This is a genomic window from Streptomyces caelestis (assembly GCF_014205255.1).
Lineage (GTDB): Bacteria > Actinomycetota > Actinomycetes > Streptomycetales > Streptomycetaceae > Streptomyces > Streptomyces caelestis.
On the sequence record NZ_JACHNE010000001.1, the window covers coordinates 151,899 to 168,330 of the forward strand.

The 16,432-nt window shown below is 74.4% G+C and carries 4 protein-coding genes and 1 pseudogene; 4 read left to right on the plus strand and 1 reads right to left on the minus strand.

Features of this window, described 5'->3' with window-relative positions; translation table 11 throughout:
- Positions 1 to 36 precede the first annotated feature (36 nt).
- The 4 genes and pseudogenes from HDA41_RS00745 to asnB all read left to right on the plus strand — a co-directional run bounded on the left by HDA41_RS00745 (position 37) and on the right by asnB (position 15,213).
- The gene (locus tag HDA41_RS00745) at positions 37 to 5,835 is read left to right on the plus strand and encodes a type I polyketide synthase (protein WP_446563231.1); all 5,799 of its coding nucleotides are present in this window, start codon (positions 37 to 39) and stop codon (positions 5,833 to 5,835) included.
- A 71-nt stretch (positions 5,836 to 5,906) separates the two neighbouring features.
- Positions 5,907 to 12,743 (plus strand): annotated as a pseudogene (locus HDA41_RS40565) (type I polyketide synthase); the annotation flags it as partial.
- 91 nt (positions 12,744 to 12,834) lie between these two features.
- Positions 12,835 to 13,335 (plus strand): SRPBCC family protein, encoded by a 501-nt coding sequence (locus tag HDA41_RS00775; protein ID WP_184979690.1) that lies wholly within the window; start codon positions 12,835 to 12,837, stop codon positions 13,333 to 13,335.
- Positions 13,336 to 13,389: 54 nt separating this feature from the next.
- Positions 13,390 to 15,213 (plus strand): asparagine synthase (glutamine-hydrolyzing), encoded by a 1,824-nt coding sequence (asnB, locus tag HDA41_RS00780; protein WP_184979692.1) that lies wholly within the window; start codon positions 13,390 to 13,392, stop codon positions 15,211 to 15,213.
- A 131-nt stretch (positions 15,214 to 15,344) separates the two neighbouring features.
- On the opposite strand, the gene HDA41_RS00785 is transcribed toward asnB, so the two are convergent.
- Positions 15,345 to 16,379, minus strand: coding sequence for an aldo/keto reductase (locus tag HDA41_RS00785; RefSeq protein WP_184979695.1), 1,035 nt, complete (start codon positions 16,377 to 16,379; stop codon positions 15,345 to 15,347).
- Between the last annotated feature and the right edge of the window lie 53 nt (positions 16,380 to 16,432).

A 16,432-nucleotide genomic window follows, 5' to 3' on the forward strand; every position in this document is an offset into this window, starting at 1 on the left:
GGAGGACTGCGGAGAACGACCATGATCGGAGAAGGAATCCCTGTGACGCAGGACACGCCGGGCACGCGGACCGGGGAGGGTTCGGGGGCGAGCGGCGCGGACGGCGACCGGACCGAGCGGATGGTGGAGGCGCTGCGCCACTCCGTGAAGGAGAACAAGCGCCTCCAGCAGCAGAACCGACAGCTGGTGGAGGCCCGCCACGAGCCGATCGCCGTCGTCGGCATGGGCTGCCGCTTCCCGGGCGGCGTGCGCTCACCCGAGGATTTCTGGCAGTTGCTGGCCGAGGGGCGGGACGCGATCACGCCGTTCCCGTCCGACCGCGGCTGGGACGTCGAGTCGCTGTACGACCCGGACCCCGACCGGCCGGGACGCACCTATGGGCGGCACGGCGGGTTCCTGCCGGACGCCGACCGGTTCGACGCGGGCTTCTTCGGGATCAGCCCGCGTGAGGCCCTCGCCATGGACCCGCAGCAGCGGCTGCTGCTGGAGACCTCCTGGGAGGCCGTCGAGCGGGCCGGCATCGACCCGACGTCGCTGCGCGGCAGCCACACGGGTGTGTTCGTCGGTGTGGCACAGCTCGGCTACGACCCCGGGACGAAGGCCGCGTCCGAGGGTGCCGAGGGCTATGTGCTGACCGGCACCACGACCAGTGTCGCCTCGGGCCGGCTGGCGTACACCTTCGGGCTGGAGGGGCCGGCGATCACCGTCGACACGGCGTGTTCGGCGTCGCTGGTCGCGCTGCATCTGGCGGCGCGGTCGCTGCGGGACGGCGAGTGCGAACTGGCGCTGGTGGGCGGTGCGTCAGTGATGGCCCGCCCGCTTCTGTTCGTGGAGTTCAGCAGGCAGCGCGGGCTCGCGCCCGACGGCCGTGTCAAGGCGTTCGCCGCCGCGGCGGACGGCACGTCCTGGGGCGAGGGCGTCGGGGTGCTGCTGGTGGAGCGGCTGTCGGACGCGCGCAGGCACGGGCACCGGGTGCTGGCCGTGATGCGCGGCAGTGCCGTCAACCAGGACGGCGCCTCCAACGGCCTGACCGCGCCCAGCGGGCCCGCCCAGCAGCGCGTCATCCGGGCGGCCCTCGTCGACGCCCGCCTCGCCCCGGCCGGCGTCGACGCGGTGGAGGCGCACGGCACCGGCACGAGGCTGGGCGACCCGATCGAGGCGCAGGCGCTGCTCGCCACGTACGGGCAGGACCGGGCGGAGCCACTGTGGCTGGGCTCGGTGAAGTCCAACATCGGGCACACTTCGCACGCGGCCGGTGTCGCCGGGGTCATCAAGACGGTGCTGGCGATGCGGCACGGCGTCCTGCCCGCGACCCTGCACGTGGACGAGCCGACTCCCCAGGTCGACTGGTCGAGCGGGGCCGTGCGGCTGCTGTCCGAGCGGCGGGAGTGGCCGTCGGCCGGCCGGCCCCGTCGCGCGGCGGTGTCGTCCTTCGGGATCAGCGGCACCAACGCGCACGTCGTCCTGGAGCAGGCCGAGGAGTACGCCGACGAGCAGGGCACGTCCGCCGAGAACAGCCCCAGCGGGCGCCGCACGGTCGCCGTCGGCACCGACGCCGAGGCACCCCGGCCCGCCGGCTCCCCGACGCTCACCCCGTGGCTCCTGTCCGCAGTCGACCCGCGGGCCCTGCGTGCCCAGGCCGAGCGGCTGCGCGACGCGGTCGTCGCGCAGCCGGACCTCGATCCGGCCGCGCTCGCCCTGCCACTGGCCGTTCAGCGGGCGAGCCTCGGTCACCGGGCCGTGATCGTCGGCACCGGCCGGGACGATCTGCTCGCGGGACTGGACGCGCTGCGCGGCGCCGGTCAGGCCGAGCCCGGCCGGGTCATCACCGGTACGGCGGCGCACGGTACCGGCCCGGCGTTCCTGTTCACCGGCCAGGGCGCCCAACGAGCCGCGATGGGACGGGAGTTGTATGCGGCCGAGCCGGTGTTCGCCGAGTCCCTCGACCGGATCTGCGCGACTTTCGCCGAGGGGGCGGGCCTTCGGCTGCGCGAGGTGCTGTTCGCCGACGAGGGGTCGGAGCAGGCGGCGCTGCTGGACGGTACGCAGTGGACGCAGGCCGCGCTGTTCGCCCTCGAAGTGAGCCTGTACCGGCTGGTCGAGTCCTGGGGGCTGCGCCCCGGCCATCTGCTGGGCCACTCCGTCGGCGAGCTGGCCGCCGCGCATGTCGCGGGCGTCTTCTCGCTACAGGACGCGGTCACCGCGGTGGCGGCACGCGGCCGGCTCATGCAGGAGCTGCCGTCCGGCGGGCTGATGGCAGCCGTCCAGGCCACCGAGAACGAGGTCGCCGAACTGCTCGCGGGCCGCGCGGACCTGGCCGGCATCGCCGCCGTCAACGGCCCCGCCTCCGTGGTCGTGTCGGGCGACGAGGACGTCGTGCGCACGGTGGCCGAGACGCTGCGCGCCCGGGGGCGGCGGGCGAAGGAACTGGCCGTCAGCCACGCGTTCCACTCGCCGCGCATGGACGGCATGCTGGACGCCTTCCGCGCGGTCCTGTCGTCGCTGACCCTGCACGAGCCGCTCATCCCGGTCGTCTCGAGCCTCACCGGCCGTCCGGTCACGGCGGAGGAGGTCCGCTCCCCCGACCACTGGGTGCGGCACGTTCGCCAGACGGTGCGTTTCCACGACGGCGTGCGCACGCTCCTGGGCCTGGGGGTGCGCACGTTCCTGGAGCTGGGGCCGGACGGGGTGCTGTCCGCGATGACCCGCGAGGGCACCGCCGCCGTGCTGCCCGAGGAGGAGCGCTCCGGCGTCCTCGCGCTGCCGCTGCTGCGCCGGAACCGCTCCGAGGTCCGCACGGTCCTCACCGCGGTGGCCGAGGCGCACGTCCGGGGTGTCGGCGTGGACTGGCGGGCGTACCTCACGGCCGCCGGTGCCACGGCCGGGCGGCGCCTGCCGCCGGAGCTGCCGACGTACGCCTTCCAGGGTGAGCGCTACTGGCTGTCCGGCGGCGGGAACGCGCCGGCCGAGCCCGGCGATCTGGGGCTGGCCCCGGCCGGGCACCCGCTGCTCGGTGCCGTGCTCACCCCGGCGGACGGCGGCGGGCTGGTCCTCACCGGCCGGCTGTCGTCGCGTACGCAGGGCTGGCTCGCCGACCACGTGGTGCTGGGCTCGACCGTGGTCCCGGGCACCGCCTACCTCGAACTGACCCTGCACGCGGGCCGGTTGGCAGGCTGTGGCACGGTGGAGGAGCTGGTCCAGGAAAGCCCGCTGATCCTCGGCGAGGACGACGCCGTCCACATCCAGCTCACCGTCGGACCGGACGACGGCACCGGACGCCGGCGGTTCACCGTGGCCTCCCGGCCGGCGTCCGCGGCGCTCGCGGAGGGCGAGTCCGCCGCGCCGCTCTGGACGCGCCATGCGGGCGGCGTGCTGTCGGACGCGGGCGCGGAGGCTCCCAGCGGCCCTTGTGGCCCGACGGGCGCGTGGCCGCCCGTCGGTGCCGAGCCGGTGGACCTCACCGGCTTCTACGACTCGGTCGCTCTCAACGGCTTCGCGTACGGGCCGTCCTTCCGGGGCCTGGGCCGGATGTGGCGCTCGGGCGAGCAGGTCTACGGCGAGGTGGAACTGCCGGAACACTTCCGGGCGGAGGCGGCCCACTACGGCGTACACCCCGCGCTGCTGGACGCCGCGCTGCACACGGCCCTGGCCGGCACCACCGGCGAGCAGGTGCGGCTGCCGTTCGCCTGGCAGGGCGTACGGCTGCACCGCACCCGCGCCACCGCGTTGCGGGTGCGTCTGTCGCCGGCCGGCAACGACGCGATGGCGGTGCTGGTGACGGACGCGGACGGGGCGCCCGTGGTCTCCGTGGAGTCGCTGCGGGCCCGGCCGGTCTCCGCCGGGCAACTGCGGGCCGCCTCCCCGCGCCGGCACACGGACAGCCTCTTCCACGTCGCGTGGCAGCCGCCGGCCGGGTCCGTCGCCGGGACGGTCCGGGACGTCGTCGCCGTGGGCGACGGCACGCTGCCGGACGGCCTGGCCACCGAGACGTTCGCCGGTCTGGCGGCGCTGGGGGCGGCCGTGGCGGCCGGGCGGCCGGTGCCCGGCGCGGTGGTGTGGGACTGCGCGGCTGTGGTGCCCGCCGACGCGGACGTCCCGACGGCCGCGCGGGCCGTCGAGCGCGCGGTGCGGTCCGTGCTCGTGGCCTGGGCGGCGGACGAACGGCTCGCGGGGGCACGGCTGGTCGTGGTGACCCGGGACGCGGTGGCCGTCGACGCCGGCGACGACGTACGGGGACTGCGGCAGGCGCTGGTGTGGGGGCTCGTACGGGCCGCCCAGGCGGAGCATCCCGACCGGTTCGTGCTGCTGGACGTGGACGAGGCCACTGCGGCGACCGGGGATCCGTGGCGCGCGGCGCTCGGCTCCGGCGAACCGCACCTCGCGCTGCGGGACGGCACGCTGCTGACGCCTCGGCTCGGGCGCGCTCAGGCGGCGCCCTCGGACGGTGCGGCACCGGTCGCGGGGCTCGGGCCCGAGGGCACGGTCCTCGTCACGGGCGCCACGGGCGCGCTCGGCAGCCTCGTCGCCCGCCATCTCGTGACGGCGCACGGCGTGCGCAGGCTGGTTCTGCTGAGCCGCGGCGGGCCGCGGTCCGCCGGGGCCCGCGAGCTGGCCGACGAACTGGGTGCTCTGGGCGCGGACGTGACCGTGGAGGCGTGCGACGCGGCCGACCGCGACGCCCTGTCGGCCGTACTGGACCGGATTCCCGCCACGCACCCGCTGACGGCGGTGATCCACGCGGCGGGCGTGGTCGACGACGGCGTGCTCGACGCTCCGGCCCCCGAAGCCGTGGACGCCGTCCTGCGCCCGAAGCTCGACGCGGCCTGGCATCTGCACGAACTGACCCGGGAGGCGGCACCGCCTCTCTTCGTCCTCTTCTCCTCCGCCACGGCCACGCTCGGCGCCCCGGGCCAGAGCTCCTACGCGGCCGCCAACGCCTTCCTCGACGCCCTCGCCCAGCAGCGCGCGTCCCTCGGGCTGCCGGCCGTCTCACTGGCCTGGGGCGCGTGGGACGCGGGCATGGCGGCCCGTCTGGACGAGGCGGCCCTGCTGCGCATGCGGCGCTCCGGTGTCCTCCCGCTGTCCCCGGAGGACGGACTGGCACTGTTCGACGCGGTCCTGACGGCCGCGGGCCCCGGGAACGGGACGCGAAAGGACGGAACACCGCGCACGCTGCTGCCGGTCCGCCTCGACCCGGCCGCGCTGCGCGGCACGGGCGGCTCCGTTCCCGCGCTGCTGCGCGGGCTGGTGGGCCCGTCGGCCCCGACGGCGGCCGCCAGCGCACCGGCACGTCACGACGCCTCCGGGGACCTGCGGCAGCGGCTCGTCGGTGTCGACGCGCAGGAGCGGGAGCGAATCCTGCTCGATCTGGTGCGCCGCACGGTCGCCGAGGTGCTCGGGCATACCGAAAGCTCCGCCGTCGCACCGGGGCGCGCCTTCAGCGACCTGGGCTTCGACTCGCTGACGGCCGTGGAACTGCGCAACCGGCTGGGCGCCCGCACCGGGCTCCGGCTGCCCGCGACCCTCGTCTTCGACCATCCGTCGGCACAGGCCCTCGCCCGGTACGTGGACAGCGCGCTGCCGCGGGACGACGTCCCGTCGGCCGAGCCGGTGCTGGCCGGACTCGACCGGCTGGAGCGGACTCTGGCCGGCATCGCGGCCGATCACCCCGACCGGGCCCGGATCGCCGCGCGGCTGCGCGCGGTCGTCGCCGACTGGGGCCTGCGACCGGCGGCGAACACCGAAACGCCTCCTGAGGCAAGGACGTTGCACCTCGACTCGGCCGACGACGACGAGGTCTTCGACTTCATCACCAACGAACTCGGGCTCTCCTGACCGTGCGGAGAAGAGAGGACAGCTCAACCGTGGCGAACAGCGAGATCACCGAGGACAAACTCCGCTACTTCCTCAGGAAGGTGACGGCCGACCTCCAGCAGACCCGTGCGAGGCTGAAGGAGCTGGAGTCCGTCGAGGGCGAGCCGATCGCCGTCGTGGGCATGTCGTGCCGGTACCCGGGCGGCGTCGAGTCGGCGGACGGGCTGTGGCAGCTGGTCCTTCAGGGCCGGGACGCCGTGTCCGCGTTCCCAGCCGACCGGGGCTGGGACGTGGAGTCGCTGTACGATCCGGACCCGGACGTGCCGGGGACGACATACACCCGCGAGGGCGGCTTCGTCGACGGGGCCGACCGCTTCGACGCCGGTTTCTTCGACATCGGCCCGCGCGAGGCCCTCGCCATGGACCCCCAGCAGCGGCTGCTGCTGGAGACCTCCTGGGAGGCGTTCGAGCACGCCGGCATCGATCCGACGACGCTGCGGGGCAGCCGCACGGGCGTGTTCATGGGCACCGGCCAGCAGGACTACTCGGCGCTGGTGCGGCGCACTCCCGATCTGGAGGGCTATCTGATCGGCGGCCTGGCCGCGAGCGTCCTGTCGGGCCGGCTGTCGTATGTCTTCGGGCTGGAGGGCCCGGCGATCACCGTCGACACGGCGTGCTCGGCGTCGCTGGTCGCCCTGCACGTGGCCGTTCAGTCGCTGCGGCGCGGCGAGAGCGAACTGGCCCTGGCCGGCGGGGCGACCGTGATGGCGGAGCCCGGCATGTTCACCGCGACGGCCCGACAGCGCGGCGTGGCCCCCGACGGCCGCTGCAAGGCCTTCACCGCCGCCGCGGACGGTACGGGCTTCAGTGAGGGCGCCGGTGTCCTCGTACTGGAACGTCTGCCGGACGCGCGGCGGCACGGGCACCGGGTGCTGGCCGTCATCCCCGGCAGCGCCGTCAACCAGGACGGCGCCTCCAACGGCCTGACCGCGCCCAGCGGGCCCGCCCAGCAGCGCGTCATCCGGGCGGCCCTCGCCGACGCCCGCCTCGCCCCGGCCGACGTGGACGCCGTGGAGGCACACGGCACCGGCACCACGCTCGGCGACCCCATCGAGGCGCAGGCGCTGCTCGCCACGTACGGGCAGAACCGCCGACTGCCTTTGTACCTGGGCTCGTTGAAATCCAACATCGGGCACGCGCAGGCCGCCGCCGGTGTCGGCGGCGTCATCAAGATGGTCATGGCGATGCGCCACGGCATCCTGCCCAGGACGCTGCACGTGGACGCGCCGACCCCCCACGTCGACTGGTCGGCGGGCAAGGTGGAGCTGCTCACCGAGCAGCGCGACTGGCCCGCCACGGACCGGCCCCGCCGCGGAGCGGTCTCCTCCTTCGGCGTCAGCGGCACCAACGCGCACGTGGTGCTGGAGCAGGCGCCCGCCGAGACCCCACAAGCGGCGGGCGAACCCGCCGCGCCCCTCGCGCCGGTCGTGCCCCTCGCCCTGTCCGCCCGCGACACCGCCGCACTCCGCGCCCAGGCCGAGCGCCTGGCGGCGCGCCTCGACGACCTGCCGGACGTACGTGAGGTGGCACACGCCCTCCTCACCCAGCGAGCCGCCCTCGACCATGGCGCGGTGGTCCTCGGCACCGACCGGGACGAACTCGTGGCCGGACTCGACGCCCTGGCCACCGGCGCCGCGGCTCCCGGTGTCATCACCGGGCAGGGTGCGTACGAACGTCCGGTGTTCGTCTTCCCGGGCCAGGGCTCGCAGTGGGTCGGCATGGCCGCCGAACTGCTGGAGACCTCCGAGGTGTTCGCCCGGTCCATCGCCGACTGCGAGGCCGCCCTCGCCCCGTACGTCGACTGGTCCCTCACCGGGTTGCTGTGCGGCGGAGAGCGGATCTCCCGCTCCGACGTCGTGCAGCCCGCCCTGTTCTCGGTGATGGTCTCCCTCGCCGCCCTGTGGCGCTCCCTCGGCATCGAACCCGCCGCCGTCATCGGCCACTCCCAGGGCGAGATCGCCGCCGCCGTCGTCGCCGGAGCCCTCCCCCTGGAGGACGCCGCCAGGATCGTCGCGCTGCGCAGCCAGGTCCTGCTCGCCTGCTCCGGGCGGGGCGGCCTGGTCTCCCTGGCGGTGTCCGAGGAACACGCCAACGAGCTGATCGAGCCCTGGCAGGGGCGTATGTCCGTCGCCGTCCTCAACGGCCCCGCGGCCACGGTCGTCGCCGGGGAGCCCCAGGACCTCGACGAACTCGTCGCCCTCTGCCAGGAGAAGGAGATCCGCGCCCGCCGCGTCGACGCCGACTACGCCTCCCACTCGCCGTACGTCGAACCGGTCAAGGACGACCTCGTCCGGGCCCTCGCGGGTGTCACGCCCCGTTCGGGCACGGTCCCGTTCTACTCGACGGTCACCGGCGAACCCGTCGACACGGCCGGACTCGACGCCGACTACTGGTACGCGAACCTGCGCCGGCCCGTCCGCCTCATCGACGCGGTCCGCACGGCGTTCGCCGAAGGCCACACCGCGTTCATCGAGTGCAGCCCCCACCCGGTGCTCACCCTCGCCCTCGAAGCCACCGCCGAGGAGGCCGAGCGGGACATCTTCGTCACCGGCACCCTCCGCCGCGACGAGGGCGGCTGGCCCCGGGTTCTCACCTCCGCCGCCCACGCCCACACGCACGGCCTCCCCGTGGACTGGAGTGGGTTCACCACACCGCCCGGCCGGGTCCTGGAGCTGCCGACGTATCCCTTCCAGCGCAAGCGCTACTGGGTGGACGTCCGGCCGGCGGACACCGTTCCCGCGCCCATGGGCGCCGTCCGCGCGTTCGCGTCCGCGGGCGGCGGTCCGGAGCCCGCGGGCAGCGCCGAGGGCACGGACCTGGCCCGCCGGCTGGCCGCACTGCCCGAGGCCGACCGGCGGCAGCTGGTGCTGGACCTGGTGGTGGACGAGGCCACGGCCGTGCTGGGCCTGGACGGCCCCGTCGCGCCCGACCGCTCCTTCAGCGACCTCGGCTTCGTCTCGATGACCGCGGTGGAACTGCGCAACCGGCTGCGCACCGCGACCGGCACCCGCCTGTCGGCGTCCGTCGTCTTCGACTACCCGACACCGCAGGCCCTCGCCGGGCATCTGCTCGACCGGCTCTGTGGCACCCGGGAGCCTGCTCCGGAGGCACAGGCCGACACGGCCGTGGACGGCGATCCGATCGCGATCGTCGCGATGGCCTGCCGCTTCCCCGGAGGCGTGCGGGGTCCGGGGGACCTGTGGCGGCTGGTCGCGGACGGCACCGACGCGATCTCGTCCTTCCCCGGGGACCGCGGCTGGGACGTGGAGTCGGTCTACGACCCCGACCCGGAGCGCGTCGGCCACACGTACACCCGCGAGGGCGGCTTCATCGACGACGCCGACCGCTTCGACGCGGCGTTCTTCGGGATCAGCCCGCGCGAGGCCCTCGCCATGGACCCGCAGCAGCGGCTGCTCCTGGAGACCTCCTGGGAGCTGTTCGAGCGCGCCGGCATCGATCCGGCCACCCTGCGCGGCAGCCGTACCGGCGTCTTCGCGGGCCTCAGCGGGCAGGACTATCCGCAGCTGGTGGCGGGGACGTCCGCGCGGCGGGGTACCGAGGCCTTCCTGATGACGGGCGGCGCGGCGAGCGTGCTGTCCGGCAGGCTCGCGTACACCTTCGGCCTGGAGGGACCGGCGGTGACCGTGGACACCGCGTGCTCGTCGTCGCTGGTGGCGCTGCATCTGGCGGCGCAGTCGCTGCGGACGGGCGAGTGCGAGCTTGCCCTGGCCGGCGGGGTGACCGTGCTGTCGACCCCGGAGGCGTTCGTCATGTTCAGCCGGACGCGCGGGCTGTCCCCGGACGGCCGGTGCAAGCCGTTCTCGGCCGACGCCGACGGTACGAGCTGGGGTGAGGGCGTCGGTCTGGTGCTGCTGGAGCGGTTGTCGGACGCCCGGCGCAAGGGGCATCGCGTGCTGGCCGTCATCCGCGGCAGCGCCACCAACCAGGACGGCGCCAGCAACGGGCTGTCCGCGCCCAACGGCCCCTCCCAGCAACGCGTCATCCGCCAGGCCCTGGCGGGCGCCCGCCTCGGCTCCGCCGACGTCGACGCCGTGGAGGCGCACGGCACCGGCACGACGCTCGGCGACCCGATCGAGGCGCAGGCGCTGCTGGAGACCTACGGGCAGGACCGGCCGGCCGGCCGGCCGCTGTGGGTGGGGTCGGTGAAGTCCAACATCGGGCACACGGCCGCCGCCGCCGGTGTGGCCGGTGTGATCAAGATGGTGAAGGCGATGGAGCACGGCCTGCTGCCGCGCACGCTGCACCTGAGCGGACCGACCCCGCACGTGGACTGGTCCGCGGGTGCCGTGGAGCTGCTGTCCGAGGCGGTCCCGTGGCCGGAGAGCGGGCGTCCGCGGCGCGCCGGTGTGTCGGCGTTCGGCATCAGCGGGACGAACGCGCACGTGATCCTGGAGCAGCCGTCCCGGGAGGACGAGCCCCGGCGGCCCGAGGACGCTACGGTGTCCGGGCCCTGGCCGTGGCTGCTGTCGGCGCACAGCGCGGCGGCCCTGCGGGCGCAGGCGGAGCGTCTGCGCGAGCACCTGTCCGAGCGGCCCGGGACGGACCTGGCGGCCGTGGCCGGGACACTGGCCTTCACCCGCGCCGCGCTGTCGCACCGCGCGGTGGTCATCGGCGCCGACCGGGCGGCCTTCGAGGCGGGTCTCGCGGCCCTGGCGTCGGGCGCGTCGGCCCCCGGCCTGGTACGCGGTACGCCCGCCACCGGCCGCCTCGGTTTCCTCTTCCCCGGCGAGGGCAGCCAGTTCCCCGGCATGGGGCGGGAGTTGCACGAGCGGCACCCGGTCTTCGCGCGGGCGCTGGAGGAACTGTGCGAGGCGCTGGACCGCGAACTGAACCCCGAGGGCGACGCGGTCCGGCCCGGGCTGCGCGAGGTGCTGTTCGCCGAGGCCGGCACCCCCGAGGCGGCTCTGCTGGACGAGACCGGGTACGCCCAGGCCGGTCTGTTCGCCGTCGGGGCGGCGTCCTTCTGGCTGCTGCAGTCCTGGGACGTGGTCCCGGACGTGCTGGGCGGCCACGCGGTCGGCGAGGTGACGGCCGCCTACGCGGCGGGCGTGCTGTCGGCCGAGGACGCCTGCCGGCTGGTGGCGGCGCGCGGGCGGCTGATGCGGGCGGCGTCCGGCGAGGGACAGCGGAAGCGGTCGTCGCGAGGGTCCCTCCCAGCCCTGGACGACAGCGCCCTGGAGGAGTTCGGCCGGATCGCGAGCGGCCTGGCCTTCCAACCGCCGCGCATCGCACTGCTGTCGGGCCGCACGGCCGAGGAGGCGAGCACGCCCGAGTACTGGGTGCGCCACCTGCGTGAGGCGGCCGGTTCCCACGATGTCGTGGGCGCCCTGCTGGACGCCGGGGTCGCGACGGTGGTCGTACCCGGCCCGGGTGGTGTGCTGACGGCGCTCGTGCGGGACGCGGCGGCCGGGCACCCGGGCCCGGCCGTCGAGGCGGTCCCGCTGCTGCGGCGCGACCACCCGGAGCAGCAGGGCGCGCTCGAGACGCCGGCCCGGCTGCACGTGCGCGGTGTGCGGGTCGACTGGTCCGCCGTCCTGGACGTCCCGGCCGGTCCCCATGCCGACCTCCCCACGTACGCGTTCCAGGGCCGCCGTTTCTGGCCGGACGGCACGCTCCCGGCGGCGGCCGCGACGGCCGGTGACGCGGGCGAGGAGCGGTCGGCCGACGACGCGGCGGCCCGGCTCCACGAACGCCTGGCCCCGCTCACGGCCGGCGCCCGTGAGGACACCCTGCGCACCCTGATCGCCCAGCATGTCGCCACGGCCCTCGGACACGCCGGCACCACCGAGGTCGAGGCGGCGTTCAGCCTCCCGGAACTGGGCATCGAATCCGTCGTTGCCGCGGAGATCCGCGCGCACCTCCAGACGGCCACCGGAGCCCGGCTGCCCGCCACCGCCCTCTTCGAGCACCCCACGCTCGACGGGCTCGCCGCCCGCCTCCACACGCTGCTGGTCACCGCCTCACTCGTTCCTCCGCCCGGGAACGAGGACCTCGGGGACTCCCCCGCCGCCACGACCGAGGCATCCGGCAGGGAACCCACCGGCGCGGGCGTCCTCGCCTCACTGGCCGCGCGGGCCGCGAAGGACGGCCGCTTCGCCGAGTTCACCACGTTCCTTCAGGACGCCGCCCGGTTCCGGGAGACGTTCGACGCGGCGGACGTCGAGGCCGGGACGGTACGGCGGCCCGCGCCGGTGCGGCTGACGCGCGGCGGCGGTGGACCCGCACTCGTGTGCTTCCCGTCGTTCGCGGGCAAGTCCGGCGCCCACCAGTACGCCCGGCTCGCCGCCGGCGCGCGCGGCGAACACGACGTGTGGGTGCTGCCGGCGCCCGGCTTCATCGCGGGCGAACCCCTGCCGGCCGACCTCGGCGCACTGCTCCGCCTGCACGCCGACGACGTCGAACGGTGCACGGGCGGCGCGCCGTTCGCGCTCCTCGGGCACTCCGCCGGAGGCTGGCTCGCGAGCGCGGTGGCCGCGGAGCTGGTGCGCCGGGGCGGGCGTCCGGCGGCCCTGGTCCTGCTGGACAGTTACGCGCCCGGCAGCCCCGTACTGCCGCACATCGGGGAGTACATCGGCCGCTCGCTGGCGGAAGCCCCCGTCGACGGTGCCGCCGCCCTCCTGGACGACACCGTCCTGACCGCGATGGGCGGCTTCGCCCGGGTCCTCGCGGGCTGGCGCCCGGCCGACCTCGACGTCCCGGCCCTCCAGGTCCGGGCGAGCCGGCCACTGCCCGGTCCCGGGTTCCCCGAGTCCGGCTGGCAGGCGCACTGGCCCGGCCGGACCGCGCCCGTCGCGGTGGACGTGCCCGGCGACCACTTCACGATGATCACCGAGCACGCCGGGACCACGCTCGACGCGGTCCGCACCCACCTCACGTCGCTGCCCCGGTGACCCTCACCGGCCTCCCCACCTCCGCAGGCTCCGGAAGGACGGCCCCCCGATGCCCACCCGCTGGTACCCGGTCGAAGAGGCTGACGACTCGCTCCTGGCCACCGCGTCCCTCCGCATGACGCGCTCCGTCGACATCCCCCACCCGGCCGAGGAGACCTGGGCGGCGCTGACCGACGACACGGGCCCGGCGCACTGGACGAAGGGCGTGAAGCGGCTGACGTGGACCTCTCCCCGGCCGTTCGGGGTCGGTACGACCCGGGAGGTCGAGACCGTCGGAGGCTTCGTCCTGCGCGAGCGCTTCTACCGCTGGGAGGAAGGACACCGCAAGACGTTCACCGTCGTCGCGAGTACCCGCGACGTCTTCCGGCACCTCGTGGAGGACTACGTCGTGGAGTCCACCCCGGACGGCTCCCGGCTCACCTGGCAGTGGGCCGGCGACCTGAACCGCCCGTGGTCCCACCTGAGGCACGTGCTGAAGCGGGTCGTTCTGGAACCGACGGCCCGCTCCCACATCGACGGGCTGCCGGCCCACATGGCGGCCGACCGCTGACACCCGCGCGAGCCGGACCACCACCGAACACGACAACAGCGAGAGAGGACCCACATGTGCGGGATCGTCGGCTGGATCGCCTTCCAGCGTGACCTGGACAAGGAACGCCCCACCCTGGACGCGATGACCGCCACCATGGTCTGCCGCGGCCCGGACGCCGGGGGCACCTGGGTGTCGCCGCACGCCGCCCTGGGGCACCGCCGGCTGTCGGTCATCGACCTGGAAGGCGGCGTCCAGCCCATGACGGTGGACACCCCGGACGGCCCGGTGGTGATGACGTACAGCGGTGAGGCGTACAACTTCCGGGAGCTGCGCGACGAACTGCGGCGCCGCGGGCACGCGTTCCGCACCTCCAGTGACACCGAGGTCGTCCTGCGCGGCTACCTGGAGTGGGGCGAGGAGGTCGCCGACCGTCTCCTCGGCATGTTCGCGCTGGGCATCTGGGACGGCCGTACGGACCGCCTGATCCTGCTGCGCGACCAGCTCGGCATCAAGCCGCTGTACGTGTACGAGACCGAGGACGGGGTTCTGTTCGGCTCGGAGGCCAAGGCCGTCCTCGCCCATCCGGCCGTGGAGGCCGTGGTGGACCGGGACGGCTTCCGGGAGATGATGGGGTACGTCAAGGAGCCGGGCCGGGCCGTGTGGAAGGGCATGCGGGAGGTCAGGCCGGGCACCATGCTGATCGTCGACCGGGGCGGGGTGCGCGAGCGGGTCTACTGGCGGCTGGAGGTCGACGAGCACCACGACGACACGGAGACGACGGTACGCCGTGTCCGTGAGCTGCTGGAGGACAGCGTCAGCAGGCAGCTGGTCGCGGACGTGCCGCTGTGCCTGCTGCTCTCCGGCGGGCTGGACTCCAGCGCCCTGACGGCCCTGGCCGCCCGGAAGCTGGCCGAACAGGGAGCGCAGGCCAGGACGTTCACGGTCGACTTCGAGCAGCCGGGCGACTTCCGCGCGGACGAGTTCCGCGGCTCGCCGGACGCCCCGTTCGCCCGCGAGGTCGTCGACCACGTCGGCACGCTGCACAGCGACATCCGGCTGGACCACCGGAAGCTGGCCGACCCGGACGTGCGCCGGGCCGTGATCGCGGCCCGCGATCTTCCGTTCGGCTTCGGGGAGGGCGACAACTCCCTGTACCTGCTGTTCAAGGCGATCCGCGAGCATTCGACGGTGGCCGTGTCCGGCGAGTCCGCCGACGAGACGTTCGGCGGCTACCCGTGGTTCCACGTGCCGGCGGTGCAGCAGGTCGCGATGTTCCCGTGGCTGACGGCCGCGCAGCCCGCCAGGACGTACGACCAGGAGCTGACAGTCACCACCCTGGACTTGCCGGGCTACTTGGCGCAGCGCTGGTCCGACACGGTCGCGCATCTGCCGTCCGTGCCCGGCGAGGACGCGCACGAGCGCCGTATGCGCGAGTTCTGCTACGTCCATGTGACCAACTGGCTCGGCACGTTGCTGGACCGCAAGGACCGCATCAGCATGGCGGTCGGCCTGGAGGTACGGGTGCCGATCTGCGACCACCGGCTGGTGCAGTACGTCTTCAACACATCGTGGTCGATGAAGACGTTCGACGGCCGGGAGAAAAGCCTGCTGCGCGCCGCCGTGCGCGACACGCTGCCGGCTTCGGTGGCGGACCGGGTGAAGGCGAGTTACCCGCTGACCCAGGAGCCGAGCTACCTCGGGGAGGTGCAGCGCCAGGTCGGCGAGCTGCTGGCCGACGACCACCGCGCGGTGGAGTTCTTCGACCGGACGGCACTCACCGAGGCGGTGCGCGGGACGCCGGAGGCCATGACGCGTGACGGGCGTGACGCGTGCGAGCGGGTCCTCGACCTGGCCGTCTGGCTCGACCTCTACCGCCCCGCCGTCAAGCTGTCCTGACCGCGCCTCACCGGCCACGTCAAGGGGGCGTCGCCTCGGCCGCGCCCCCTCCCGGGTATGCACGTCGACCACGCGGCTCCCTCACCGTGTGTCCCGCGCGACAACAGGCGACGGGACTGCGGCATGGCCGGTCAGGTCGTGGCCGGTTCGGGTTCCTGCACGGGGAACTCCTCCCGGGTGTAGTGGAAGTAGGGGTACGGCGTGGGCTTGGCGCTGGCGGCGTCCAGCCTGGCGACCTGGTCGCAGGTCAGGGACCAGCCCGCGGCTCCCAGGTTGTCGCGCAGCTGGGTCTCGTCGCGCGCACCGATGATGACGGAGGACACGGTCGGCCGCTGGATGAGCCAGTTGATGGCGATCTGCGGAACGGTCCGGCCGGTTTCCTCGGAGATCTCGTCCAGGACCTCGACGACCCGGAACAGGTGCTCGTCGTCCACGTGCGGGCCGAAGGCTGCGGTCCGGGGCAGGCGGCCCTGCTCGGGCAGCGGCTGTCCGCGCCGCACCTTGCCGGTCAGCCGCGCCCATCCGAGGGGGCTCCACACCAGGGCGCCGAGGTTCTGGTCCAGGCCGAGCGGCATCAGCTCCCACTCGTAGTCGCGGCCCACGAGCGAGTAGTAGACCTGCTGGGAGACGTACCGCGAATAGCCGTGCCGCTCGGCGGAATCGAGCGACTTCATCAGCTGCCAGCCGCAGAAGTTGGACGCTCCCACATGGCGGACCTTGCCGGACCGCACCAGGTGGTCGAGGGCGGACAGGACCTCGTCGAGGGGAAGACTCGCGTCGAAGAAGTGCAGCTGGTACAGGTCGACGTAGTCGGTTCCGAGGCGGCGCAGCGAGTTCTCGCACGCGGTGACGAGACGCGAGTGCACCCCGTCGGACGCGCCCCCGGATCCGCCCACCGGCGCACCCGACTTGGTGGACAGGATGACCTGGTCCCGGCGGCCCTTGACCGCCGAGCCGAGGAGTTCTTCGGCGGCTCCGAGCGAATAGACGTCGGCGGTGTCGAACATCGTCACGCCCGCCTCCAGACAGATGTCGACCAGCCGCCGCGCCTCCTTGGGGCCGTTGGTGCCGAAGGCGCTGAACAGTCCCCGGCCGCCGAACGTGCCGGTGCCGAGGCTCAGGACGGGCACCTGCAGGTCGCAGGCGCCGAGTCGCCGGAGTTCCATGGTTCGTCTCCTTGTCGTCGTGGCTCGCTTCGGGGGTGGTGGGCGTACGGCGC